Origin of the sequence: Actinoplanes solisilvae (assembly GCF_003999975.1) — a bacterium.
GTDB lineage: Bacteria > Actinomycetota > Actinomycetes > Mycobacteriales > Micromonosporaceae > Actinoplanes > Actinoplanes solisilvae.
Genome location: NZ_RJAC01000003.1, coordinates 250351 through 275918 on the forward strand (window position 1 = coordinate 250351; position 25568 = coordinate 275918).

Below are 25568 nucleotides of genomic sequence, written 5' to 3' on the forward strand. Positions count from 1 at the left end.
TCAGGCGCGGTGACCGGGGGAGAAGTTCACATACATCGGGCGGTAGCCGTCGGTGCGCGGGTCGGCGAGCGGGTTGTCCTTCACGACGAAGAACTGCCCGTTGCCGGCGTCGAGCGGGGTGCCGTCGGCGGCCGTGACGGAGGTGAACCCGACGGGGGAGACCGCGTCGTACAGGTTGGCGTCGACCCGGCTCGTGCCGTCGGCCAGCGGGTGCACCAGCTCGAGACGGAAGCCGTCGGCCAGCGGCTGTCCCCCGACCAGCACCGGGTGGCCGGCCGGCGACGCCGGCACCGAGGGTGTCGTGGGCGCGAACGACCCGTGGGTCGGCTCGGCCGGCGTGACACCGGCTACGACCTGGGCAAACGGCGTGGCCGGGGTGCCGTTGGCCGGGATCCCGACGGCCGGCGTGACGGTGGCCGCGGTGAGGGGTTTGGCGGGCACCGCGGGGGTGGCCGCGGTGAGCGGATTGGCGGGCAGCGCCGGGGTGGCCGCGGTGAGCGGTTCCGCGAGCGTGGCCCGGGTGGCCGCGGTCGGGCTGAGCGGGATGGCCGGAGTAGCCGGCGTGAGCGCCCCGGTGTGGGGCTTCGCTCCGGAGGTCGCCTCCCGCAACAGCCCTGGCTGCTGTGCCGTGCTGCCGCCGCCACCGCCGGATCCGTCGCCGCTACCCCCGGTTCCGCCCCCGCCACCGTTGGTCGCCAGCACGTTGCCGAAGTTCCGCGCCATCTTGTGCCCGGCCTGTCGCGCGTCGTCGTCGGCGTCGCCGTACGCGGTGCCGCCGGACCGCAGGCCGGCCGCCGTGTAGTCGAGCGTGCCCTTCACCCCGCCGACCAGGCTTTCCAGGTTGTCGAGCCCGGACAGGAACCGCTCGGAGAACTGCCGCCCGGTGTCGTCGTCGCCCCAGGCGTCCTTGTACGTGCTCCGCAGCGTCTGCAGCCGGCGCAGGTGGCCGGCGTAGATGTTGGCGTGCTCGGCATAGCGGTTACCCAGCTGCTTCACGCCTTCGGGATCGACCCACATCGACCCGCGGACGTCGCTCATCGGTCGGATCCGCCCATCAGCATCTCGCGGACGCTGGTGGCCATCCGCGGCTCGGGCGGCATGAAGGCGTCGACGCCGCCCTGGCCGCGCACCATCGCGGCGGCGTCCACCCCGTCCGGCAGCATCGGCGCCAGGATTTTCGCGGCTTGGTCGAAGGCCGCCTCCTTGGCCTCGGCGAAGGTGGCCATCACCACGGCGCTGAGATCGGCCGGTGTCATCCGCCGGTAAGCGCCGTTGGAGAAGTCAATGGACTTCAATACGCCATTCTGACCGACGGTGACCGTGATCTCGCGGCGCGGTGAGGTGGCGGAGGCGGAGATCTCGCTCATCCGGCGCTGCATCTCGGCCAGACCCTCGCGCTGCCGCTGGTAGTCGGCGAAGAGCCGTTCGATGCGTTCGCCGAACTCCATGAGCCGCATCTCCTTCAGTGGCAACGGGTCTCGTGCATAGCGAGGCCGATCGAGGGCCGGGACGATCGGGACCGTAGCACCCTACTGGCGGGTACCGCCGCCTCCAGTGGACAACAGTGACAAGAAACAAGATGAGGTGCATCCGCGTCACTGTCCGTTCACATTGGGAGCGTTGACACGCCGACCTTCCAACGTCTTTCATGTCCTGCGGCGCTCGGGCAGTACCTCGTGACGGCTGGCAGGAATGGGATCGCTGCGTAACCGTGCGTGACTGCGAACCGCGCGTCCCCGCCCGACCTAGAACGACGAACAGGAGTCATCGCCGTGACGATGCCAACGGTAGGTACCAGCCAGTCCGGCATGCAGTTCGCCATCCAGCAGTTCGGCGACCGCGCGACCGAGTTCACCGGCCTGCTGCAGAGCGTCAACTCCAACATGGCTCAGCTGCAGTCCAGCTGGACCGGCCAGGCGTCGGCCGGGTTCAACCAGGCCATGGACAACTGGGAGAACTCCTTCAAGAAGGTCATCGACGAGCTCATCCGGATGCTCGACGTCATGGGTGCGACGACCAAGGGCTACACCGAGGCCGAGGACACCGCCCTGCAGACCGCGCAGTCGTTCGGCCAGGCACTGCCCGGCATCTGAACCCCGTTCCCCCAGACCGACGAAAGGACTGACGGTGTCCGACTACCGTTTCGACTTCAACCAGGCCGACGCCGTGCTGTACGACATGGACCAGCACACCAAGCGCATCAACTCCGCTCTCGACGAGATGGAGAAGAGCGTCGAGGCCCGCATGCAGGACTGGGACGGTGCCGCCAAGGAGCAGTACGCGGTCTCCAAGGCGGTGTGGGACCAGTCGGCCAAGGAGATGGGCGTCTTCCTGGACCAGGCACGGCTGACGCTGCTGCAGATCTCGGACAACTACGGGACCACCGAGCAGCGCCAGGCCCAGATCTGGAACGACGTCCGCGGCGGCTGACCGCGCGGACATCGACGTCATCGCCGGCCTGACCCTCGAGTGCGGGCCGGCGATGTTTTCCAGGCCGGCACAGCGAGCGACGGAGGGTAGGACATGGGGACGAGCTACGACTACGCGAACGACGACGCCATCAAGCAGATGGGTCTCTACAACCTCTACGACGACGGTCTAGGCGGTACGTCGTCGACGCACCCGAACGGCTGGACCCAGCTCGTCATCAAACGGATCGAGGACGTCGGTGGCGACACCACCGGGTTCAGTCCGGACGAGGTAAAGGCCTGGGAGTGGTACCAGAACAACGTCCTCGACCCGGACGGCTGGGACAAGACGGTCAGCCAGTACAAGGACAGCCCGTACAACAGCGGGCAGCCGACTCCGGACTCCTTCAAGCCGTTCGACTCGAAGGACGACTACATCACCAAACCCGGCTCCGGCTTCAAGCCGCCGTCCCTCACCGCCTACAGCGGACCGGACAACAAGAGCGGCCAACTGTCGGTCAGCTTCGAGGCGATCCAGTACTTCATCAACGAGCTCAAGGCGATCGCCGGTGACGGCAGCGGGATGCTGCTCGACGTCCGGGCCGACGTCAACAAACTGGACATCCGGCCGGGCGGCTTCGCGCGGGCCGAGCTGATGCGTCAGAAGGTCATGGGCAGCGCGGGCGGCGACCCGGGTCTGCGCGGCGACACCATGGACCTGTTCACCAACGTCCACTCGACGCTGTTCGACATGCAGGTCGAGCTGCGCAACATGCTCACCGAGTACCAGAACGCCGAAGACTTCAACAAGATGACGGCCGACCAGTTCGGGGACGTCCTGGACGGCACCCTCGGGAAGATGGACAACATCTCCCAGTACGGCAAGTCCAACTCCAGCAGCAGCGGCGGCGGCGAGACCGACTCCTGACCCGGCCGGCCCCCTGCCGGGGCGGCATGGCGTACGCAGCAGGCTCACTCGAGAAAACAGGTCGATGGCGGAGAAATACAACCGGGACGATTGGAAAGGCACGGATGGCGGCTGGTTCCCGCCGTCCACAGTCCCGATCGACAACCCCAACGACTACAACGACTGGGCGAAGGTCTCGGGCGGCTGGGCCATGCTGAAGGCCGCGATCAACGGCGGCTCCGGTCTGTCCTCCGACGCGATGCGGTCGCAGGCCGCAAAGAACGTGAACCCTCAGTCGCTGGTCGACGGTTACGCCGCGTTCCAGCGGGCGTACGAGACGTTGAGCTGGCTGGAGACCTTCGTCCGGGACCACTCCGCGGCCATCGCCGGTGAGGGTAAGCCGTGGCAGGGCGCGGCCGCGAACGCGTTCCTCGCCAAGATGGAGTGGTACTCCAAGTTTCTCGGCGCGCAGGCCGAGCGGATCGCCGGCGCGTCGGGAACCGGTGGTATCGGCTCGCTGCCGATGCAGCTCTGGAACAACGGCAACCACCTGGCCTACTCGCAGCAGTACATGGACTACCTGGACCAGTACTACGCGGCGTTGTCGTCGGCCGCCGGCAACGGTGGCGCCAACGGTCTGGTCAACATCACCGGTTCGGAATACGAGAAGCCGATGACCGAAGCGATGGTCAAGGTGGTCGACGACCTGGCGAAGAACTACGACCTGACCTACAGCTCGGTGACACCCCCGAAAGGGGACGGCTCGCCCAAGATCCCGACGCCGGACCCCAAGGGCGCCCCGCCGCCGCCGAACGCGCCGAAGGGTCCGGGCGGCGGCGGAGCCGGCGGCCCCGGGCCGAACGCCCCGAACTTCAAGCCCCAGGGCGGTGGCCCGGGCGGCGCCAATCTGCCGAAGCCGCCGGCCGGCGGTGGTGCGAACCTGCCCAAGCCGCCCGCCGGTGGCGGTGCGAATCTGCCGAAGCCGCCGGCCGGCGGTGGTGCGAACCTGCCCAAGCCGCCGACGGGTGGGGGGGTGAATCTGCCGAAGCCGCCGACGGGTGGCGGGGTGAATCTGCCGAAGCCGCCGACGGGTGGCGGCGTGAATCTGCCCAAGCCGCCGACCGGTGGAACGGTGAATCTGCCGAAGCCGCCGATTGGGGGCGGGGTGAATCTGCCCAAGCCGCCGACGGGTGGCGGCGCCAATCTGCCCAAGCCGCCCGCCGGTGGCGGTGCCAACCTGCCCAAGCCGCCCGCCGGCGGAGGCCTCAACCTGCCCAAGCCGCCGACGGCACCGGTGGGCGGCGGGATCGGCAGCGGCATCGACATCCCGGGCGGCGTGCACACCGGGAAGCCCGGTGGGATGCCGGGAGGAATGCCGGGTGGCATGCCCGGCGGCGCGCCCGGTCAAGGTGCGCCCGGCGGCGGTGGCGGCGGCGTGAATCTGCCGGACGCCCCGGATGCCGGGGGTCTGCTGACCGGTGACGAGACCGACTGGCAACCACACGCCGAGAACGGCGTCGACGTGCCGGACGCTCCGGGCGGAGCGCATCCTGGCGGATCCGGGCTGGGCGGCTTCCCCGGCGGCGCGCCCGGTCAAGGTGCGCCCGGCGGCGGTGGCAGCGGTGTGAATCTGCCGGACGCTCCGGACGCGGGCGGGTTGCTCACCGGCGACGCCGACGACTGGCAGCAGGATGTCGGCGGGGTCGACGGCCCCGAGGCCCCGGGCGGCACCAATCCGGGCGGCGCCGGGCTGGGTATGCCGGGCGGCACCCCCGGCGGCGCGCCGGCTGCGGGCGGCGCGACCGCCCTGCCGGAACGGCCGGACGCGGGTGGCCTGGTCGACGGCGACGAGACGGACTGGGCGACGCCCGGCGACGCGGCCGCGCCGGACGCTCCGGGCGGCGCGAACCCGGGCGGCGCGGGTCTGACCCCGGTCGGACTGATTCCCGATGTCCTGAGTCCCCTGGCCCGGCCGGAGCCCCCGGCCGCGTACACCGGGCCGTCGACGGCGCCCGGCCGCACCACGGCGTCCGACCTCGTCGCGGGTGATGCCGAGATGTGGGCCCGCGACCCGGCCATGGTCCCGGTCGACGCGATCGACACCGAAACCCCTCCGGTCGAGGAGAAGGACGACGACAAGGACGGGTCGGCTCTGCTGGCCGTGCCGCTGATCTTCGGTGGCCGCGGCGGACCGGCCGAGCCGGTCGAGGAGACCGAGTTCGTCGTGGACGCCGTACCACCGTCGCCGGTGGCGCCGGCCGAGGAGGCGGAGCCGGTCCAGGCCGTCCACGCCGGGCGGGCCGAGCCGGTCGAGGAACGCGAGGGACTCGACCGCCCCGACGCCGCCGAACTGCTCGCCGAGGACGCGGGCCGGTGGGGCGAGGAACCCTCGGGCGAACCCCCGGCTCCGGAGTCCGACGCCGGCCAGGACGACGTTCCGGTCGAGGATCACGTACCGGTGGTCCGGCCGGACGAGTCCGCCGACGACACCTCCGGCTGGGACGACGGCGCCGACTGGCTGCTCGACGAGAAGCGGGCCAATGTCTGACGCCGGCCAGGACTGGCTCGACGCGCCGCGCCGGGTGTGGCGGCCGACCCGGCCGGAACCGTCCGCGCCGTCCGAGCCGGAGCGGCCGCTGATGTGCGGCGGCGACACGGATCGGGCTCTTTCGCCGGACGAGGAGTTCGAGCTGATGCGTCAGCGCGAGCGCGAGATGCGCGAGGCGGAGAGGCTCGAGGCGGAGGAGACGGACGAGCCGGACGACAAGCCCGAGCCGAAGCGCGACGACGAGGACGAACAGCGTGTCCTGGAACGATTCCGCAACGACAAGTACGCCGTGAAGCTGCTCAAGCAGGACACCGACGTCTGGGGCGGCGGCAGCGGCGACAGCGGGGCCCTCGGATGAGCACGGTCACTGTCAAGCGGCCTCCGCGCCAGCCCGGTCCGGAGGCGCCCGACGGCGAGATCGAGCTGCAGGAACCACCGCTGATGGCGGAGGAGGCGCCGCTCGACTTCCGCTCGTTCGCGATGATCGTGCCGATGGGTCTGGGCATGGGCGCCATGATGGCCATGTTCGGCCTCTTCAGCCGGGCACCCATCATGTACGTGATGGGCGGCGCGATGGCCGGCGGCATGTTGCTCGTCGGCGTCATGCAGATCGGTAAGTCGGCCGCCGAGCGCAAACGCAAGATGCGCGGCGAGCGGCGTGACTTCCTGCGCTACATCGCGCAGCTGCGCAAGCAGGCCCGCGCGGCCGCGGCCCTCCAGCGTGAACACGTGCTCTGGAACAATCCGCAGCCCGACTGGCTCTGGTCGGTCGTGGCCGGTTCCCGGCTGTGGGAGCGGCGCCCCAGCCACGACGACTTCGGCCGGGTGCGGATCGGGCTGGGCCGGCAGAGCGCCGTGCTGAAGTTCGTGCCGCCGACCACCAAACCGATCGAGGACCTGGAACCGTTGTCCTCCATCTCGTTGCGCCGCTTCTCCGAGGCGTACCGGACGGTCGGGGGCATCCCGGTGTCGGTGGGACTGCGCAGCTTCAGCTCGATCGAGCTGGAAGGCGACGCGGAACCGGCGATCGACCTGGTCCGAGCGATGCTGGCCCAGCTGGTCACCTTCCACGGCCCGGACGAGGTGCGCGTCGCGGTGCTCGCGTCCGAGGCGCACCGCGGGCCGTGGGACTGGGTGAAATGGCTGCCGCACAACGCGCACCCGACCGCGGTGGACGCGGCCGGTCCGGTGCGGTTGTTCGCCAGCAGCCACGACGACCTGATGGACCTGCTCGGCTCCGAGGTCGGTGACCGCGGCGACCACGACCGTACGGCCCGCCCGTCGTCGACCGAGCCGTTCATCGTCGTCGTCGCGCACCTGGCCGACATCCCGGAGAGCTCGCGGCTGCTCGGCGCCGGCATCAGCAACGTGGTGCTGCTCGACCTGACCGGCCTGATGCCGGGTGGCCCGAAGGTGCTGCGCCTGACCGTGGACGGTGACCTGGTGACCTTCCCGGCCGGTGACTCCACCGGGTCGGCGGTGCGTGACGTGCTGGACGACGTGCAGGCCCTCGCGCTGGCCCGGGCGCTGGCCCCGAAACGCACCAGCGGTACCCTGGACGTGGTCGAGGAGCCGCTGACGAAGGATTTCGACCTCGCCTCGCTGCTCGGCGTGCGCGACCTCTACTCGTACGATGTGCATGCGCTCTTCCGCACCCGGGCCTCGCAACGCAACCGGCTGCAGGTGCCGATCGGTGTCACCGAGGACGGCGAGGTCATCGAGCTCGACCTGAAGGAATCGGCGCAGGGTGGCATGGGACCGCACGGCCTGCTGATCGGGGCCACCGGTTCGGGCAAGAGCGAACTGCTCCGTACGCTCGTGTGCGCGCTCGCGGCGACGCACTCCTCCGAGATCTTGAACCTCGTGCTGGTCGACTTCAAGGGTGGCGCCACGTTCCTCGGCATGGAACGGCTGCCGCACACCTCGGCGGTCATCACCAACCTGGCCGACGAACTGCCCCTGGTCGACCGCATGCAGGACGCGCTGAACGGTGAGATGACCCGGCGGCAGGAATTGCTGCGCGCCAGCGGGTACTCGTCGCTGTTCGAGTACGAGAAGGCCCGCGCCGCCGGTGCGCACCTGGTGCCGTTCCCGGTGCTGCTGGTCATCGTCGACGAGTTCAGTGAGCTGCTGTCCAGCAAGGCCGAGTTCATGGACCTGTTCGTCTCGATCGGCCGGCTGGGCCGCAGCCTCGGCGTGCACCTGCTGCTCGCCTCGCAGCGCCTCGACGAGGGCCGGATCAGCCGCGTCGAGGGGCACCTGTCGTATCGGGTGGCGCTGCGGACGTTCTCGTCCATGGAGTCGCGCGCGGTGATCGGCGTCGGGAAGGCGTACGAGCTGCCGTCCGAACCCGGAAACGGCTACCTCAAGATCGACACCACCAACCTGGTCCGCTTCAAATCCGCGTACGTCTCGGGGCCGTACGCGGGCAGTGGCGGAGGCCCGGCGGCGGTGGGCGCGTTCAACGCGCAGCGCGAAATCGTCGAGTTCACCACCCGTCAGGTCGACGGTCGACACGACCCGGCCCTCGAGGAAGCGGCGGAGACGACGTTCGAGCCCGAGAAGTCCGGGCCGAGCCTGGTCGAGGTCCTGCTCGACCGTCTGGCCGGCTCCGGACCGCCGGCTCGGCAGGTGTGGTTGCCGCCGCTGGCCGCCGCGCCGAGCATGGACGCGCTGATGCCCAGCGTCGTCCCCGACCCGGTGCGCGGCATGACCGTCGACGAGCCCGCGATGCAGGGCCGCCTGCGGGTGCCGATCGGCATCGTCGACCGGCCGCAGGACCAGATCCGCGAGTTGCTCGCCGTCGACCTGGGCGGCGCCGACGGGCACGTGGGCATCGCGGGCGCGCCGCAGAGCGGCAAGTCCACCCTGCTGCGCAGCCTCATGCTCGGCCTGGCCCTGATGAACACCCCGAGCGAGGTGCAGTTCTACGGCCTCGACTTCGGCGGCGGCGGTCTCGCCTCGATCGCCGGGCTACCGCACGTCGGTTCCATCGCCACCCGGCTGGAGCGCGACCGCGTGGTCCGTACGGTCGAGGAGATCCTGCAGATCATGGAACGCCGGGAGAACGAGTTCGCCCAGCGCGGCCTCGACTCGATGGCGTCCTACCTGGCGGCTCGGGCCCGCGGCGAGATCGACGACCAGTTCGGTCACGTGTTCCTCATCGTGGACGGCTGGTTCACGATGAAGCAGGACTTCGCCGACCTGGACTCCAAATTCCAGGAGATCGCGTCGCGTGGCCTGTCCTACGGCGTGCACGTCGTGGTCACCGCCACCCGCTGGTCGGAGATGCGCACCTGGCTGCGTGACCTGATGGGCACCCGCCTCGAACTGCGGCTGGCCGACTCGATGGAATCGGACGTCGGCTCCCGCAAGGCGGCCACCGTGCCGAACCAGCCCGGTCGCGGCCTCACCTCGTCCGGTTTGCACTTCCTGGGCGGCCTGCCCCGGATGGACGGCAGCTCGTTCACCGGCGACCTGGCCGAGGCGACCAAGGCGGTCACCGAGGAGATGAGCACGTTCTGGCGCGGCCCGGTCGCGCCTCCGGTGCGGATGCTGCCGGCCGTGCTGCCGGTCAGCGCACTGCCCGCGCCGGAGCCGGAGTTCCGGGTGGTGCTGGGCCAGGACGAGCAGCGCATCGCCCCGGTCTGGCACGACTTCATGACCACCCCGCACCTGCTGGTCTTCGGCGACAACGAGACCGGCAAGTCGAACATGCTGCGGCTGGTGCTGCGGGCCATCCAGAGCCGGTACACCCCCGAGCAGGCGAAGGTGGTGCTCGGTGACTCCCGCCGGGACCTGGACACCGCGATCCCCGCGGCCTACCAGGTCGGGTCGGCGTTCACCGGGGACCGGCTGCACGAGCTGGCCGGCCAGACGTCGGTGTCGATGAACCGGCGCCTGCCGGGGGCGGACATCTCGTCCGAGCGGATGCGCCGCCGCGACTGGTGGGAGGGGCCGGAACTGTTCGTGGTCGTCGACGACTACGACCTGATGACCAAGGGCGTCGGAGCCGGTTCCACGCTGGAGCCGCTGCTTCCGTTGCTGGCCCAGAGCCCGTACATCGGTCTGCACGTGATCCTGGCTCGCAGCACCTCCGGCGCGATGCGGGCGATGATGGACCCGGTCGTGCGCCGCATGTGGGAGCTCGGCACTCCCGCCACCCTGTTCTCCTACCCGAAGGAAGAGGGCAAGTTCCTGGGTGAGGCCGCGCCGCGCCGCCTCCCGCCCGGACGCGCCCAGCTCGTCACCCGGCGTGGCGTGCGGTTGATGCAGACCGGACACGTCGACACGGGTGCGGGCCGATGAGAGAGGTATGCCGATGACCGCGGCGATGAGCGGAGCGCTCTGCCGGATCACCGTGATCGGACCCGACCGCAAGGTGGACCTGGCCGTCCCGGTCACCACCCCGGTCGCCGACCTGCTGCCGATGCTGTTGCAGCACACGACGACCGGTGTCGGGTTCGAACGCGAGGTGCCGGAAGGCCCCTGGGTGCTCCAGCGGCTCGGGGAGGGACCGTTCGAGCTGTCCGGCACCCCGGAGAGCCTGGACTGGCTGGAGGGCGAGCAGCTCTACCTGCAACGGGCCGAGGATCCGCTGCCCGAGCTCGACTTCGACGACCTCGCCGAGGGCGTCGCCACGATGGTGAACCGTCGCTCCGACCGGTGGCAGGCCGAATACCGGCGGCCCTTGTTCCTGGTGCTGTCCGCCGTCGTGCTGCTGATCGTCGCGGCGGCCGTGGTCGCCGAGGGGCCGGTGCTGCCGCAGGTGGTCAGCGGCGCCGCGCTCGCCGCCGCCCTGCTGGCGGCCGCGTTGGTCAGCGCCCGCAAGGTGACCGACGGCAACTTCGCCCTGCTGTTCGGCTGCGGGTCGGTGTTCTTCGCGGCCCTGGCGGCGGTGCGCGGATTCGACGACCAGCCGGTGCTCGCCGGGGCGGTCGCGGCGGTCGTGATCAGCGCTCTGCTGCTCGTCACGCAGCGGACCGTCACCCCGTACCTGCCCTTCGGCCCGATGTTGTTCGTCGGGGTGGCCGCCGTCACCGTCGTGCTCGTCACGCTGCTCGGCGCGGCCGCCGGCACCGACGTGAAGCAGACCAGCGGCGCGGCGGCTGCGGTCCTGTTCGCGATGATCGTCATCGCGCCCCGCGTCGCGGTCAAACTGTCCCGCCTGCGCGGCCCGCAGCTGCCGAAGACCGGCGAGGACATGGCGTACGACATCGAGCCGGACGCCTCGGCGCTGGTGAAGAGCCGCGCCGACCACGCCGAGACCTACCTGACGGTCGCCGTCGCGGTGGCCGGAGTGCTCCTGCCGGTGCTGTTCCACTACGTCAACACCGTGCCCGGCTGGTCCGGCTGGACGCTCATCCTGCTCATCTCGAGCGCGATCCTGCTGCGCTCGAGGTCGTTCTTCGGGCTGTGGCAGCGGCTCGTCCTGGTCGCGGCCGGCGTTATCGGCTACGTCATGGTGGTGCAGCGGTTCGCGCACACGCTTCCCGAAGGCGCGCGCTACGCCATGGTCGGCGTCCTGCTCGCGCTGCTCATCCCGCTGGTGATGGCGGCCCTGCGGCCCTGGCCGCAGCGCATGCTGCCGTTCTGGGAATACGCGGCGACCTTCCTCGACGTGGCGACCGGCGTGGCCGTGCTGCCGGTTCTGGCCCAGGTGCTCGGCGTGTACGCCTGGGCGCGCGGACTGTTCGGGTAGGCGCCGGTGCAGACCCAGCGCGACCACGTCCACGCCCATCAGTTCATGATGGGCCGGCTCAGCTCCGCCCTCGTGCAGGGCGACCCGACCAGCGCCGAGATCCCCGGCCACCGGGCGCTGACCGGGCTGATGTTCGGCATCCTGGTGGCGGTGCTCGGCATCGGTGGCGTCGCCGTGTACGGGTGGATCGTCCCGGGCGGGAGCAAGGCCTACAGCAAGCCGGGCACCATGCTGGTCGAGAAGGAAACCGGCAACCGCTATGTCTACGTCGCCGGTTCGGTGCACCCGGTGGCCAACGTGACCACGGCGTCGCTGCTGCTCGGCGGCAAGATGGCGGTAAAGCTCATCTCGCAGAACTCGCTCAAGGACGTCCCGCACGGCGGCGAGCTCGGCAACGTCCGGTGGCCGCAGTCGGTCAGCACGAGCCGGCCGGTCGCCGGCCCGTGGATGGTGTGCCTGCCCGGCTCCCGCGTCAAGGAGCCGGCACCGGCCGCGCTGGGCCTGAACCTCGACCCGGCGGCGCCCTCGGAACCGCTCGCGACCGACCGGTTCACCGTGGTGCGCAACCCCAAGGGCAAGGTCTACCTCATCAACCAGGGCCACAAGTACGAGGTCGGGAACGACTCGGTGCTCACGGCGCTCGGCGCCGGCGACGCGTCGGCCGTGCTGGCCCCGCAGCTGTGGCTCGACTGGCTGCCCGACGGAAAGCCGCTGCGGGCCGCCGTGATCCCCGGCGCCGGCTCGCCCGGCGGGTCGATCGGTGGCGAGAACTATCAGGTGGGCCGGCTGTTCGAGCAGAAGTCCCAGCTGTTCGTGCTGTTCAAGGACGGGCTGGCGCCGATCGGGCCGACCGATTTCCTGCTGACCGCGGCCAAATCCGACAACCCTCCCGTACGTCTCGACGCCGCGGCGGTGGCGGCGGCGCCGAAGTCCAAGAACAAGTCGCTCGCGAAGCGGCTGCCCGACTTCACGGCGATGCACTGGCAGGACCCCGGCGGCCTGGTCCTGTGCCAGCGGCAGGCGCCCAAGGACGAGAAGACCTTCCAGACGATGATCGTCTACACCTCGGCCCCGGCGTCCGGTGTGGACGGCTACGGAAAGGTGCGCGTCGTCGCGCAGCCCGGAACCGGCATGACGGTGACGCCGGTCCCGCACGCCAGCACCGCCCGCCCGCCGGTTACCTTCATCTCCGAGGCCGGGATCGCCTATCCGGTGGCCGACCAGAACACCCAGACCGCCCTCGGTCTCAACCGCGTGCCGGCGACCCCGTTCCCGCAGAGTTTGCTGTCGACGCTGGAGCCGGGCCCGTCGTTGAGCCAATCGGCCGTCACCGGACCCACAGGAGGCTGACCAAGAATGGCGAAGGGTATCCGCGGCATGCTGCGCGGCCGGGGCGACGAGCCCGGCGGTGTCACCCAGCACACCGTCGGCAACGCGCTGGTGCTGCACAGCGAAGAGAAGATCAGCGCCGAGGCGCAGGCGCTGGCGTTGTCCGTGGTCGCGGATGCCGAGAACGACATCGTGGTGCTCGACCTCGGTGACGGCCTGCCCATCCACTCGTGGGAGTCGATGGCCGGGGCGCTGCCGCGTCGCCGCCGCGGAATCCGGCTGGTGGCCTGCGGCAAGCACCACAACGCCGCTGCGATGGCCGGTCAATGGCTGTCCGAAAGGCTCGGCCGTACGGTCATCGCGCCGGACGGCGACCTGATCCGCGGTTCGGCCGGCGCGCTGTTCGTGCACTCGGCGCCGGGCAGCGGCTGGGTGCGGTTCCGCCCCGGCAAGGCCCCGGCCTGGGACGCCAAGCGCTATCCGGCGCCGCTGTGGGACCGCGCGGTCGTCGACAACCGTGCGTCCAGCTCGGTCGGCGAGATCGAACCCCTGCCCGGCGGGGTGTGGGTCCACGACACCCGGGACACCGAGACCGTGGCCCGGCACCGCGCACGGCTGATCTCCGGGATCCCGACCCAGACAGACCGGATGACCGTCCTGCTCGGCTGCCCGGGCACACCGGCGCTGTCGCTCGACGACGTCGTCCGGTTCTGGCGTGACCTCGACCCGGAAGCGCGCGCCCAGGTCCGGTTCGTGCAGTACGGCGACGTGCGCCTGCCCGAGGGCGAGACGTTCGGTCAGACCCTGGCCGACCTGCTGGCCACCGACATCGTCTGCTACACCGGCGTCCCGATCGGCAGCCCGGCCCGCTTCGACCTGCGCACCGTGCGCGCCGACGGCACGCTGGGCTGGCCGCCGTTCGCGCTCGAACTCGCCTACACCCCCCGCGCGCACCCGAACTCGCGTGCCCGCCGCCCCGTCGTGCTCAGCCACCGCCCGCCGCTGGGCCGGACCGAGGAGATCAGCCCGCGCGTCTACTGGTACGCGCCGGACGCGGTGGTCGAGATCGTCCAGGCAGGACTGTGGATCCGCGGAGCCGAGGAACCGGCGAACGCCGAACGGGTTCGCGGCGCGGTGCTCGACCCTGACGGCGGCACGCTCATCTTCGACGACACGGTCGCCGAGCGGACCGCCCGGATGCGTGAACTCGCCGCCGACCTCGCCGCCCGTCTGGACGACCTGTCCGCCGCCGGGAGTGCGCTGGTGCCGGCTTCGGTGCTGGTGCCGGGCATGAAGCCGGCCGGCCGGGCGAGGGCCGCCGCGGACGTGGAAGCGGTGGCCGCGGTCCGTACCGTGCAGGCCTCCGCGCCCGCCCCGGCGCCGGCACAGCAGCCGGCCGCGATGTCGGGCCTGGTGGTGCCGGAGGTGGCCGCGCCGGCGGTGGAGGCGTTGCAGAGTTACCTCTCCAGCCAGAAGACCCAGGCGATCGGCCGTCCGTCGGCCGCCCAGCTGCGGGCCTACGTCCAGGGCAAAGCGCAGGTGCCAGGAGCCGCGAACCAGTCTGCGCCGCAAGCCCCCCAGGCTTCGGCCCCGGCACCGCAGGCTTCGGCCCCGGTTCCGGCGCCGGTGCCGGCCCCGCAGGCGCAGGTCTCGGTCGAGCCGAAGGTATCCGTCGAGGTGCCGGTCGAGCCGCCGAAGCCATCCGTCCCGGCGGCTCTGCAGGAGCCGACCGGCTCGGTGCCGGTCGTCGAGCCGCGCCGGCCCTCCGGGAAGTCTTCCAAGGGCAAGCTGGGCGATGCCCCCTCGATGGTCATCGTCCTTCCTTCCGCGGCGACGTCCACTCCGAAGCCCGCCGCCGCACCGGATGCCGCGGAGGGGGCGTCCGTGCCGCCGCCTCCGGCTCCCGCCGCGCCGCCCGCGCCGACGGCTCCGCCCGCGCCGACGGCTCCGCCCGCGCCGACGGCTCCGGTTGCGCCGACGGCTCCGCCCGCGCCGACGGCTCCGGTTGCGCCGCCCGCTCCCGCCGCGCCGCCCGCTCCCGCCGCGCCGCCCGCTCCGGTCGCGCCGCCCACCCCCGATGCTGTGGCGCCTCCGATCGAGGGCGGGATGTCGACCGTTTTCGAGGTGAGCGTTCCGGGGATCGGCTCGCCGGAGCCCGTTCAGGCTCCGGCGCCGGCCGGCGGAAAGCCCGCCGACGAGCCCTCCGGCGAACCGCTCAAGCCCGCGGCGAACAAGCCCGCGCCCCCGGCCGGCGCGGCGTCGCCGCAACCCGTGCCGGGCGCTTCGGCCAGTGCCCTGCTGCCCAGCCGGCCGCTGGACGAGGAGCGCACCTGGCTGCGGCGTACGCTCAGCCGCGAGTTCGACACGATGGCCAGTTCGGTCGCTCGCATCATGTCCGAGCACCCGGGCATGCAGAGTGCGGGGCTGAGCAACGACGATGTGCTGGCCGACGCCGTCGCGGCCCGCCTGATCCTGTCGCCGCGTGGAGCCGCGGTGGATGCGGGGCTGCGCTCCGGCGGGAACGGACCGCACGTGCCGCTCGCCCGGTGTGCGGTCTCGGGACTCTCGCGGCTGCCGTCCTTCCGGGGCACCACCGTGTTCCGGGCGTCGCCGGACGCGGCCGTGTGGAACCTCTATCGGAGCCGGCGTTTCATCACCGAATGGGGGTTCGTCACCGCGCTGACCCAGCCGTGCGAATCCCAGGACGGCGACGCCGACGTCCTGGTGTGGTCGATGACCGGGCGCCGCACCGCGTTGCTCGAGCCCGAAGGGGACGAGCGCATCGATGACCGGGTGCTGTACCTGCCCGGCACCAGTTTCAAGGTTCTCGAGCTGCGCGAGCCCGGCCCCGGCGTACGGGGCGCGATCCTCATGCGGGAGATCGGCAGCAACGAGATCGACGACAACGGCCGGGTCGACCCCGACCGCGTCTCCCTCGACGACCTCGCCGTGACCGCGCTCAACCGCAGTCTGGAGCGCTGGGCCGGTGGGCAGACCAAGCGACGCATCGGTTCCGCCGCGCGGGCACGCTTCGACGTGCTTCCCGGCCTGGCAGGAGGTTCGCGGTGATGAGCCGACAGGTTCTGGTGGTGGGGTCCGGGGCGCCCGGCGCGTATCCGACGATCGGTGCGGCGCTGGTCCGGGCCGAGGCCGGCGCGACCATCAGCGTCCACCCCGGCCGGTACTCGGAGAAGCTCGTCGTCGGTAACCGCGTGACGATCAGCGCGGAGCCGGGCGGACCGGTCGAGGTGCACGTGGAGGAGGGCAGTGTCCTCGTCGTGCACGGGGAGGGCGCGCAGCTGCGTGGCCTGACGCTGTCCAGCGCCGATCCGAAGCTCGCCGCGGTCGACGTCTACGCCGGTGAGGTCGCGCTGGACCACTGCCGGATCGGCGGCGCGTCCTGGGCCACCCTGCTGGCTCGCCTGCAGGGTTCGCTGGCGATGCGCAACTGCGAGGTGACCAGCACCGGCGGCGCGGGCATCGTGATGATGTCGACCGGCACCGGCACGGTCGAGGACACCACTGTCTCCGAGGTCGGCACGTCGGGCATCGTGGTGGGCGAGACGGCCCGGCTCACGTTGCGCCGCTGCGTTGTGCGGGACACCCCGGCCAACAGCATCTGTGCCAACGGTGACAGCCACCTGGTGATGGACCAGTGCCAGATCATCGGGGCGCAGAAGCCCGCGCTGGTCCTTGAGCGCAGCACGCACGCCCGGATCAACGGCCTCACCATCTCGGGCAGCGCGAACGTCGACCTGTTCGCGCGCGGCGAGATCGACGTGGTGATCAGCGATTCCACCTTCACCGGGGCCGCGCTGCAGTCGGTGCACGTGACCGACGCCGCGACCCCGGCCTTCACCCGGTGCACCTTCACCGGGGTGGGCCACACCGCCGTGCACGTCACCGGGGGAGCGCGGCCCGTCCTGACCGACTGCACCGTCACCGACAGCCCGATCGCGGTCGTCACCGAGGCCGCCGGCTCGCCGACGCTGACCGGCCTGACCGTGCGCGGGAGCCGCGACCAGGCGGCCCTGCTGGGCGGCGGTGGCACGGTGACGATCAAGGGGTTCCGCGCCGAGGTCGACCAGGGCGACGGCATCGTGGTTCGGGACGAGACCACCGTGGACGGGGCCGATCTGGCGGTCACCGGTGGCGGGCTGCAGCTTTCCGGCACGGGCCGGGCGACGATCCGCGACGCGCGTTTCATCAGCGCCGGCATCGTGGTCACCGGGGGACGCCTGCAGTTGCGCGACAGCGAGATCGCCTTCGCCGCGGGCGACGGGATCACGGTCGCCGGTGGCGGGCAACTGGTCGCCGCCGAGGTGCGGATCCGTGACGCCTCGCGCAACGGCGTCGCCCTGGAGACCGGCGCGCGGGCCACGCTGACCGCCTGCGAGATCCTCGGCAGCGGCGCGGAGGCGATCAGCCGCGCGGACGGCGTCGAGCTGAAGGTCGATTCGGTCGTCACCAACGCGACGAAATTCGCCAGTCCGGAGCCCAGCGGGAGCTTCGCGGGAACGGCCGCCCGCCCGTACGAGGAAACCGAGGAGGGGACCGAGGACGAGACGGACGAGCCCTCCGGTGAGCTGTCCGGCCCTCTGCAGGAACTGAACGACCTGATCGGCCTGCGCGGGGTCAAGCAGGAGGTCACCGCGCTGATCAACCTGATCAAGATGGCCCAGGTGCGGCTGCAGAAGGGCCTGCCGATGCCGCCGATGAGCCGGCACCTGGTCTTCGCCGGCCCGCCCGGCACCGGTAAGACCACGGTGGCGCGCCTCTACGGCTCGGTGCTGGCCGAGCTCGGCATCCTGTCCAAGGGGCACATGATCGAGGCGGCGCGGGCCGACCTGGTGGGCCAGTACATCGGTTCGACCGCGATCAAGACCACGGAACTGGTCACCAAGGCTCTCGGCGGTGTCCTGTTCATCGACGAGGCGTACACCCTGTCGGCGGGGTCGGGCGGCTCCGGGCCGGACTTCGGCCAGGAGGCCATCGACGCGCTCATGAAGATGATGGAGGACCACCGCGACGAGCTGGTCGTCATCGTCGCCGGCTACTCCGAGCTGATGGAGAGGTTCCTCGAGTCCAACCCGGGTCTGGCCTCGCGGTTCACCCGGACCGTGGAGTTCCCCAACTACTCGGTCGCCGAGCTGGTCACCATCACCTCCAACCTCGCCACCAAGCACTACTACGAGCTGACCGACGACGCGGTGGACGCGCTCACCCACTACTTCGAGCGCATTCCGAAGAACGCGACGTTCGGTAACGGCCGGGTGGCCCGCAAACTGTTCGAAGCCATGATCAACAACCAGGCGTCGCGGCTGGCCACCGCGCCGCCGGCCAAGGACACTGAGCTGAACCGGCTCACCTCGGCCGACATCACGCCCGAGCTCGACCTGCTCGACGATCTGCCGGTCGAGCAGAACAGCCGGCCGGACAGCGCCACCGATCCGGCCGGCGCCATCAAGGCCACCCGTAGCTGGAAACGCGTCTGTGACCTGGTCGGCGCGGCCCCGGTGCGCGAGTCGCTGGGCAGCGCGCTGCTCGCGCTCTGCGACCTCAGGAACAGGCGCCGGGCGTACGGGAAATCGGCGAACGTGATGCTCGGTGGCGTCGGCGGCAGTGGTCGCAGTGAGATCGCGGGGTTGTACGCGGCGGCGCTCTCCGAGCTCGGGCTGGTGCCGGTCGGCCGGCTGGTCCGCGTGGCCACCGGCGTCGATCTCGCCGCGCAATGGCCGGGCCAGGCCCAGAGCCTGGCGAGGGCCGCGATGGACGACGCGGGCGGCGGGGTGCTGATCGTCGATTACGAACCGGGGGAGAGCTCGGACGAGGCGGTCGAGGCGCTCGTCGAGCAGATGCGCGCCGCCGGGGGCGATCCGGTGGTGGTGCTGATCGGCGAGAACGACGCCCTGTCCGCCCTGCGCCGCTCCGTGCCGGGCGTGGCCGACGTCTTCGGGCAGCAGTGGACCATGCCGGCCTATGCGACGGCCGAGCTCGGCGAGATCGTCGTACGCCACCTGGTTCGCCGCGGCCATGAGGTGCCCGCCGACGTGCGAGCCGCCATCGTGGAACTGTCCGTGAAGCTGCCGCAGCCGACCGTCCGCGCGGCACACGCGTTCGCTTCGTCACTGAGCCGCACGGCCGCGTCACGTACGCTCGCGCTCGCCGACCTGGGAGTTCCGATGCCCGGGGCGAACGTCGGCGGGCTCGCCGCGGTCGTTTAGAGGAGAACACAGCACAATGCAGCCCGAAATGCAGGAGTTCCTCGACAACGCGCGGGCGTTCGAGCAGAGGATGCGGGACGCCGAGTCGTCGCTGCGGCAGGCCGTGGTCACCGGCCGGTCCGCTGACGGCACGGTCGCCGTGCTCGCCAGCGGCCTCGGCCAGCTTCAGGGCGTGCGCGTCGACCCCGGGGTCTTCGAGCATCGCGACCCCGAGCGGTTGGCCGAGGCGATCGCCGAGGCGATCCGAGCCGCCGGGGCCAACGCGCGCAGCCTCGCCGAACAACGGATGGGTCCTGTCGAGATCAACCTGTACTGAGCAGCACCCGGCCCGGCCGGGATCAACCTTTACCGAAGGTCGGTCAGTACCGCACCGGGCTTGCGCCGAGCAGGGGCGACACGGCGGTCGTGCGGCCGTCGACCGTCGCGCCGGCGAACGCGAGGGCCGGCGCCAGGTGCCGGTTGTTGTCGGCCGGGAAGTTCAGCGCGGGGGCCGAGACCTCGTCGAGCCGGGCGATCTGGTGCGGCGACAGTTCGGCGTCGACCGCGTCCAGGTTCGCCTTCAACTGGTCCAGGCGCCGCGCGCCGATCAGGACCGAGCTGACCCCGGGCCGGGCGGCGACCCAGGCGAGTGCCGCCGCGGCGGGCGTCACCGCGGCCTCGGTGGCGACCTCGTGCAGGACGTCGATGACCCGCCAGTCCCGTTCGGCCGGGCCCCCGACGAGGCCGGCGCGCAAGGTGTCGACGTCGCCGGCGCCGCGGACGAACTTGCCGGACAGCCAGCCACTCTTGAGCGGGCTCCACGGCAGCACCCCGAGCCCGTGCTCGGCCGCCATCGGGATCAGCTCCCCCTCGCTCGTGCGTTCCAGCAGCGAGTACTCCAGTTGCAGGCCGATCGCCGGCGTCCAGCCGCGGAAGTGTGCGACGACCTGAGCCTCGGCCGCCTTCCAGGCCGGTAGGTCGGACAGGCCGACGTACCGGATCTTGCCCGCGGTGACGAGGTCGTCGAGGGCGCGCAACGTCTCGTCGACGGGAACCCCGCGGTCCCAGTTGTGCAGCCAGAAGATGTCCAGGTAGTCGGTGCGCAGCCGGCGCAGCGACTCTTCGGCCTGGGCGACAGTGGCCTTGCGGCCGGCGCCGCCGCCGTTGGGGTCGCCGGGGAACAGGTTGCCGAAGAACTTCGAGCCGAGCACGATCCGGTCGCGCAGGCCGGGCCGGGCGGCCAGGTAATCGCCGATGATCTTCTCGGAGTGCCCGTTGGTGTAGATGTTGGCGGTGTCGATGGAGTTGCCACCACGTTCCAGGTACTCGGTGATCATTGCTTCGGAGTCGGCGACCGGGGCTCCCCAGCCGTGGTCCTCGCCGAAGGTCATCGCGCCGAGCGTGAACGGGCTGATGCGCAGGCCGGAGCGGCCCAGGGTGACGAAATTGTCGAGTGGCATGCCTCGATCTCACACCCGGCGGCCTCGCATCGGGTAGATCGATGCTGCCACCGGGTTGCCTGATCCTGCCAAAATCTGCACTATTGGTCAATGAGCGCTCTGCCCGAGATCCGTGACCTGGTGCTGCGTCATGCCGGGCGGCCCGCACCGGGCGGTCTCGTCCTGCACCGCAGCGACGTGCCCACCGAGCCGATGCCGGCCCAGAGCGAGCCGGTGTTCGCCCTGGTCGTGCAGGGTGCGAAGACCGCCGTGGTCGGGGAGACCGACTTCTCGTACGGCGCGGGTGAGTTCCTCGTCGCGGCGGTGCGGCTGCCGGTGATCGCGCACGTGTCGCGGGCCTCGGCCGCCGAACCCTACCTGGTGCTGGGCCTGCCCCTGAGCCCGACGCTGATCGCGGAACTGCTGCTGGACGCCCAGCCCGCGATGCCCAGCGAGCCGGCGCCGGGCATCGCGGTCAGCCCGGCCGGCGACGACCTGCTCGACGCGGTGGTGCGCCTGCTGCGGCTGCTCGACCGCCCCGGCGACCAGCGGGCACTGTGGGCCGGTCTGGAGAGGGAGATCGTCTGGCGGCTGCTGACCGGGGATCAGGGCGGCACGGTCCGCCAGATCGGACTGGCCGACAGCAACGTCGCCCAGATCGGGCGGGCGATCCGCTGGATCCGCGAGCACCACGCCGACCTCTTCCGCGTCGAGGACGTGGCCCGGGTGGCCGGCATGAGCGTGACATCCCTGCACCGGCACTTCCGGGCGGTGACGACGATGACGCCGATCCAGTTCCAGAAGACGATCCGCCTGCACGAGGCCCGGAACCGGCTGCTGGCCGCGCCGGGTGACGTGGCGGCCGTCGGCTTCGCGGTCGGGTACGAGAGCGCGTCGCAGTTCAGCCGGGAGTACCGGCGGATGTTCGGCCTGCCGCCCGGCCGGGACGCGGCTCGTCTCGCCCTGGCCGGTGCGGCGCGGCTCGCCGAGGTGTGAGGTCAGAGCGCCACGCACGAGGTTGTCGCCCGGGCGGCCGGGTTGCTCTCCGACGTGACGGTCACCTTCGCGTGGCGGGTGTCCTTCGTCCAGACCTCCACCGAGGACGTCTTCCCGGCGGGGACGGCGACCACCGTACGGGGGAGGGCGGCGCCGGGGGCGGTGACTCGCAGGACGTCGACGGCTCGGCCGGTGTTGCGGACGGGGATCGTGCAGCGCGCCCAGCCGTCGTGGTCGCGGCGGGCGATCGCGGGGTAGGCTCGCACGCCCCGCTGGGACGGGCCGGCGCCGTCGAGCGAGCGGACGGCCACCTCGTACGAGAGAACGCCCTTGCGGTCGCGGTGGCGGTCGAGGACGTAGAAGTGCAGGCGGTTCGCCGTGTCGACGTGCTCGAACTCGCTGCCTGAGTTCGTGCCGGCGTGGAAGAGGGCGTCGGAGAGCTGGCGGTAGTCGCCGATCGTCATCTTCTGGGCGGTGCCGTCGGGCAGGACGAAGTCGACCTTGTCGATGTCCTGCGGGTTCGCGTCGATGGTCCAGATGAACGGTGCGGCGTCCTCGTCCTTGGTCTTGGCCAGCAGCACACCCGAGTCGGGCGTGAACGAGTCGTAGCCCATGCGGTCGACGACCTCGAGGGTGTAGTTGTCGTAGCCGCCGCCGTCGCAGAACGGGTCGGTCGAGGCGTCACAGGCCGCGCTCCGGTCGCCGCCGTCGAGGGTGATGTTGATGCCGGCGAGCTTGTGGTCGACCGCGCGGGCCGTCACCTTCGTCACCACCACGCCCGAGGTGGCCAGGGCGTCGCGGGAGAGCTTCAAAACCGCGGCGTCGTCGACGATGCCGAGCTTCATCTTGTTGCGCAGCATGTGCTGGGCGCCCATCGACGAACCCGACGTGCCCGGGATGAGCCAGCGGCTGTGCGGGCCGCCGGGACCGTTGAACGTGCCCCGGCTGAGCATCTCCCACGGACCGCTGTAGTCGCGGCGCGCCGGGATCCCGTACGGATTGTTGTAGTTGTCACCGACGCCGAGGATGTGGCTGAACTCGTGCGCGTAGGTCGACATGCCCGAGCTCTCGGCCTGCAGCGAACTGCCCTGGGTGGCGTTGGGCCAGATGTTCGCCGACGCCTGCCACGAGGTCCATTCGACGTACCGGGTGGCGTTCCAGTTGGGCAGCGCGGTGTCCGGCGGACCCCACTCGTCGGTCACGTCCTCCTTGGTCGTGAACTTCATCTGCCCGAACTCCTGCCAGGTGGCCGACTCGTCCTGCCCCGAGGACAGGAAGAAGACGAAGTCGTACTTGGCCGCCTCGGTCTCCCCGACCGCCGCGATCCAGGCCGCCCGGGCATCCGTACGCAGGTTGCGGGCGCAGCGGTCGCCGGCCGGGCAACCCTGCCCGCGCTGCATCTGGGTCTCGATGCCGTACTCGTGGCTGTCGGCCGGCATCTGGTAGACGCCGAAGGAGTTGAGCTCGATGCCGAACCGGCCGTTCGAGTCCTCCATCCAGTATTCGTGAATGGTGTGACCGCGGTTGAGCTTGCCGGGCTTGTTGAGGAAATCGCGATAGAACGCCGGCACGTCGTCACGAGCGAGATTCTGTACGCCCGACGGGTTGCCGTAGATGGTGGAGTTCGCGGGCTGCGTCACGACGAACGGCTGATTCGGATAGTCGACGAGCACGAGAGCGCCGTTGAAGTTGCGGTCCGAACCGCGCACGGCGGGGTTGGCCCAGTCGGTGCCGGGGACCGGTTTGTAGTCCGACCAGGTCATCGTGTCGGGCAGTTCGTAGCGTTGCGGGTCGATCGGCTGCGGGCCGCCGCCTGTGCGGGCGAGCGCGGCGGCCTCGTCGACCTGCCAGGGCTGGGTCTGCGGCCAGTGCCGCATGCGCCAGGGTGTGTCGGGGTCGACGTCCCCGGGCGGCGCGGCGGTGGCCGGGGAGGCGGTGAGGGTGCCGGCCAGCGCCAGCACCACGACGGACGTTGCCGAGACCAGGCGTCGCGCACGCGTCATGCCGCCATCCTGGCATGCTGATCGACACACTTCAATGCAAGGCGGAACGATCAGCTCGAGGTCGCCAGCACGGCCTTGCGAACGTCCTCGAGCGTGACCTCGGCGAGCTCCTGCCGCGGCGTGTTCTCGATGCCGCCGTAGATGTCCCGCATCGCGGGCTGGATGCCCCGGCCGATGACGCACTCCTGATCGGGGGTGGCCCGGTGCATCGCGAACAGCGGGCCGGGTTCGACCGCGTCGTAGACGTCGAGCAGGGTGATCGACGCCAGGTCGCGCGTCAGCGACCAGCCCGCTCCGGCTTGCTGGCCGAGCAGGGCGCCGACGTCGCCTTCAGCTACATCAGCTCCCAGGCGAAGGCGCAGGCCGTCGTCGACGAGGTCCGCGCCACGGGGGCGAACGCGGCCGCGTTCCAGTCCGACCAGGCCGACACCGCCGCCGCGTCAGCCGTCGAGGCGCAGGTCGGGGTAGCGGCCGGCGATCGAGCGCATGCGCCAACGGTGCGGGAACAGGGCGAGCATCGCGCCGTCCCGTACGCGGGTCATGACCTCGACGTTCGACTCGGCTTTCAGGATTTCGCGGCCGGCGTCGTCGGTGCGGGCGGCGATCTCGTACGGCAGGTGGTCGAGGTGGACGGTGACGCCGAACTCGGCCTCGAGGCGGTAGGTGGCCACCTCGAACTGCATCGGCCCCACCGCGGCCAGCACCGGGGCCTGGTCGCCGCGCTGGTCGGAGCGGAGCACCTGGACCACGCCCTCGCCGTCGAGCTGCTCGATGCCGCGGCGGAAGCGCTTGAAGGCCGACGTGTCGTTCGTGCGCACGACGGCGAAGTGCTCGGGCGGGAACGAGGGCAGCGGCGGGTACTGCACCGCGCCGCCGCTGTGCAGGGTGTCGCCGATGCCGAGCGCGGTCGCGTTGACCAGGCCGACCACGTCGCCGGGGAAGGCCTCGTCGATCGTGTCGCGGCCCTGGCCGAAGATCTGCTGGGCGTATTTGGTGGTGAACGGCTTGCCGGTGCCGGCGTGCTTGACGATCATGCCGCGTTCGAAGCGGCCGGAGCAGACCCGCACGAACGCCACCTGGTCGCGGTGGGCCTTGTTCATGTTCGCCTGGATCTTGAAGACGAAGCCGGAGAACGGGGCGTCGACCGGCTGGTCCGGTCCCGCGACGGTGGGCCGGGCCGAGGCCGGGGGCGCCAGCTCGACCAGCAGGTTGAGCAGTTGCCGGACGCCGAGGTTGGCGACCGCCGCTCCGAACAGCACCGGCGTGGTCTTCGCGGCCAGGAACGCGCCCTGGTCGTGGTCGGCGCCGGTCATCGCGAGCAGGTCGAGCTCTTCGGACGCGGTGTCCCAGTCGGCCCCGAACCGCTCGGCCGCCTCGGTGGCGTCCATCTCCTCCTCGATGGCCAGGTCGGTGCCGCCGGGCGAGCGCTCCATGCGGGTGAACACGCCGGTGCGGCGGTCGACGACGCCGTGGAAGTGCCCGGCGATGCCGACGGGCCAGGTCAGCGGGGTCGGCTTCAGCCCGGTGCGCTCCTCGATCTCGTCGAGCAGGGCGAGAGCGTCATGCCCGGGACGGTCCCATTTGTTGATGAACGTCATCACCGGGATGTTGCGCTGGCGGCACACCTCGAACAGCTTGAGCGTCTGCGGCTCGAGGCCCTTGGCCGCGTCGAGCAGCATGACGGCGCTGTCGACCGCGGTCAGCACCCGATAGGTGTCCTCGGAGAAGTCGGCGTGCCCGGGCGTGTCGAGCAGGTTGATGACCGTGTCGCGGTAGGAGAACTGCAGCGCGGCCGAGGTGACCGAGATGCCTCGCTGCTGTTCCATCGCCATCCAGTCGGACACCACGCCCTTGCGGTCGCCCTTGCCGTGCACCGCGCCGGCCTGCCCGATCACCCGGGCGTGCAGGGCCAGGGCCTCGGTCATGGTCGACTTGCCGGCGTCCGGGTGGGAGATCACCGCGAACGTACGCCTCCGGCCGGCTTCGACGGCGACGGCCGGTGCGTTCTGACTCACGTTCTCTCCCCACGATCAC

18 protein-coding genes are annotated in these 25568 nt (G+C 71.1%); 12 read left to right on the top strand and 6 right to left on the bottom strand.

The features are described from left to right. Both EER30_RS11930 and EER30_RS11935 read right to left on the bottom strand, forming a co-directional pair. Positions 1-1038 carry a hypothetical protein gene (locus EER30_RS11930; protein WP_127500456.1) on the bottom strand — a complete coding sequence of 346 codons (1038 nt, stop codon included), beginning with the start codon at positions 1036-1038 and terminating at the stop codon, positions 1-3. Further along, positions 1035-1448 (bottom strand): YbaB/EbfC family nucleoid-associated protein, encoded by a 414-nt coding sequence (locus EER30_RS11935; protein ID WP_127500457.1) that lies wholly within the window; start codon positions 1446-1448, stop codon positions 1035-1037. The genes EER30_RS11930 and EER30_RS11935 overlap by 4 nt, the downstream gene beginning before the upstream one ends. Positions 1449-1772: 324 nt before the next feature. Between EER30_RS11935 and EER30_RS11940 the strand changes: the two genes are divergently transcribed. The 11 genes from EER30_RS11940 (at position 1773) to EER30_RS11990 (ending at position 19433) form a co-directional block, all read left to right on the top strand. After that, positions 1773-2093: a WXG100 family type VII secretion target gene (locus EER30_RS11940; RefSeq protein WP_164842294.1), complete on the top strand. Its 321-nt coding sequence runs from the start codon at positions 1773-1775 to the stop codon at positions 2091-2093. Positions 2094-2127: 34 nt separating this feature from the next. Then, entirely contained in the window at positions 2128-2430 is a 303-nt protein-coding gene (locus tag EER30_RS11945) for a WXG100 family type VII secretion target (RefSeq protein WP_127500458.1), read from the top strand. 93 nt (positions 2431-2523) lie between these two features. After that, complete coding sequence (locus EER30_RS11950) at positions 2524-3336, top strand: hypothetical protein (RefSeq protein ID WP_127500459.1); 813 nt, start codon at positions 2524-2526, stop codon at positions 3334-3336. Between the two features lie 64 nt (positions 3337-3400). Continuing rightward, the gene (locus EER30_RS11955) at positions 3401-5863 is read left to right on the top strand and encodes a hypothetical protein (RefSeq protein WP_127500460.1); all 2463 of its coding nucleotides are present in this window, start codon (positions 3401-3403) and stop codon (positions 5861-5863) included. Then, positions 5856-6221 carry a hypothetical protein gene (locus EER30_RS11960; protein WP_127500461.1) on the top strand — a complete coding sequence of 122 codons (366 nt, stop codon included), beginning with the start codon at positions 5856-5858 and terminating at the stop codon, positions 6219-6221. The genes EER30_RS11955 and EER30_RS11960 overlap by 8 nt, the downstream gene beginning before the upstream one ends. Beyond that, positions 6218-10171: a type VII secretion protein EccCa gene (gene eccCa / locus EER30_RS11965; protein WP_127500462.1), complete on the top strand. Its 3954-nt coding sequence runs from the start codon at positions 6218-6220 to the stop codon at positions 10169-10171. Before EER30_RS11960 ends, eccCa begins: the two co-directional genes overlap by 4 nt. 13 nt (positions 10172-10184) lie before the next feature. After that, the gene (gene eccD, locus EER30_RS11970) at positions 10185-11564 is read left to right on the top strand and encodes a type VII secretion integral membrane protein EccD (protein WP_127500463.1); all 1380 of its coding nucleotides are present in this window, start codon (positions 10185-10187) and stop codon (positions 11562-11564) included. 6 nt (positions 11565-11570) lie between these two features. Continuing rightward, entirely contained in the window at positions 11571-12914 is a 1344-nt protein-coding gene (gene eccB, locus EER30_RS11975; protein ID WP_127500464.1) for a type VII secretion protein EccB, read from the top strand. Between the two features lie 6 nt (positions 12915-12920). Then, entirely contained in the window at positions 12921-15962 is a 3042-nt protein-coding gene (locus tag EER30_RS11980; protein ID WP_127500465.1) for a hypothetical protein, read from the top strand. Further along, positions 15962-19117: a right-handed parallel beta-helix repeat-containing protein gene (locus EER30_RS11985; protein WP_127500466.1), complete on the top strand. Its 3156-nt coding sequence runs from the start codon at positions 15962-15964 to the stop codon at positions 19115-19117. Before EER30_RS11980 ends, EER30_RS11985 begins: the two co-directional genes overlap by 1 nt. Before the next feature lie 16 nt (positions 19118-19133). Continuing rightward, complete coding sequence (locus EER30_RS11990) at positions 19134-19433, top strand: YbaB/EbfC family nucleoid-associated protein (RefSeq protein ID WP_127500467.1); 300 nt, start codon at positions 19134-19136, stop codon at positions 19431-19433. A gap of 43 nt (positions 19434-19476) precedes the next feature. On the opposite strand, the gene EER30_RS11995 is transcribed toward EER30_RS11990, so the two are convergent. Next, positions 19477-20556 carry an aldo/keto reductase gene (locus tag EER30_RS11995; protein WP_127500468.1) on the bottom strand — a complete coding sequence of 360 codons (1080 nt, stop codon included), beginning with the start codon at positions 20554-20556 and terminating at the stop codon, positions 19477-19479. Between the two features lie 90 nt (positions 20557-20646). On the opposite strand from EER30_RS11995, the gene EER30_RS12000 reads away from it, so the two are divergent. Beyond that, on the top strand, positions 20647-21531 hold the full coding sequence (locus EER30_RS12000; RefSeq protein ID WP_127500469.1) for an AraC family transcriptional regulator: 885 nt from the start codon (positions 20647-20649) through the stop codon (positions 21529-21531). Positions 21532-21533: 2 nt separating this feature from the next. Here the strand turns inward: EER30_RS12000 and EER30_RS12005 are convergent, their stop codons facing one another. From EER30_RS12005 to EER30_RS12020, 3 genes are all read right to left on the bottom strand, one after another. Next, entirely contained in the window at positions 21534-23534 is a 2001-nt protein-coding gene (locus EER30_RS12005) for a M6 family metalloprotease domain-containing protein (RefSeq protein ID WP_127500470.1), read from the bottom strand. Positions 23535-23584: 50 nt separating this feature from the next. Then, complete coding sequence (locus tag EER30_RS47890; RefSeq protein ID WP_349290863.1) at positions 23585-23896, bottom strand: Rrf2 family transcriptional regulator; 312 nt, start codon at positions 23894-23896, stop codon at positions 23585-23587. A 78-nt stretch (positions 23897-23974) separates the two neighbouring features. Next, positions 23975-25549: a peptide chain release factor 3 gene (locus tag EER30_RS12020; RefSeq protein WP_127500471.1), complete on the bottom strand. Its 1575-nt coding sequence runs from the start codon at positions 25547-25549 to the stop codon at positions 23975-23977. Positions 25550-25568 lie beyond the last annotated feature (19 nt).

Excerpts from the sequence above, each read along its gene's own strand:
- EER30_RS11930 (WP_127500456.1), bottom strand. The coding sequence starts at position 1,038 with ATGAGCGACGTCCGCGGGTCGATGTGGGTCGATCCCGAAGGCGTGAAG.
- EER30_RS11935 (WP_127500457.1), bottom strand. The coding sequence starts at position 1,448 with ATGGAGTTCGGCGAACGCATCGAACGGCTCTTCGCCGACTACCAGCGG.
- EER30_RS11950 (WP_127500459.1), top strand. The coding sequence starts at position 2,524 with ATGGGGACGAGCTACGACTACGCGAACGACGACGCCATCAAGCAGATG.
- EER30_RS11955 (WP_127500460.1), top strand. The coding sequence starts at position 3,401 with ATGGCGGAGAAATACAACCGGGACGATTGGAAAGGCACGGATGGCGGC.
- EER30_RS11960 (WP_127500461.1), top strand. The coding sequence starts at position 5,856 with ATGTCTGACGCCGGCCAGGACTGGCTCGACGCGCCGCGCCGGGTGTGG.
- eccCa (WP_127500462.1), top strand. The coding sequence starts at position 6,218 with ATGAGCACGGTCACTGTCAAGCGGCCTCCGCGCCAGCCCGGTCCGGAG.
- eccD (WP_127500463.1), top strand. The coding sequence starts at position 10,185 with ATGACCGCGGCGATGAGCGGAGCGCTCTGCCGGATCACCGTGATCGGA.
- EER30_RS11980 (WP_127500465.1), top strand. The coding sequence starts at position 12,921 with ATGGCGAAGGGTATCCGCGGCATGCTGCGCGGCCGGGGCGACGAGCCC.
- EER30_RS11985 (WP_127500466.1), top strand. The coding sequence starts at position 15,962 with ATGAGCCGACAGGTTCTGGTGGTGGGGTCCGGGGCGCCCGGCGCGTAT.
- EER30_RS11990 (WP_127500467.1), top strand. The coding sequence starts at position 19,134 with ATGCAGCCCGAAATGCAGGAGTTCCTCGACAACGCGCGGGCGTTCGAG.
- EER30_RS11995 (WP_127500468.1), bottom strand. The coding sequence starts at position 20,556 with ATGCCACTCGACAATTTCGTCACCCTGGGCCGCTCCGGCCTGCGCATC.
- EER30_RS12000 (WP_127500469.1), top strand. The coding sequence starts at position 20,647 with ATGAGCGCTCTGCCCGAGATCCGTGACCTGGTGCTGCGTCATGCCGGG.
- EER30_RS12005 (WP_127500470.1), bottom strand. The coding sequence starts at position 23,534 with ATGACGCGTGCGCGACGCCTGGTCTCGGCAACGTCCGTCGTGGTGCTG.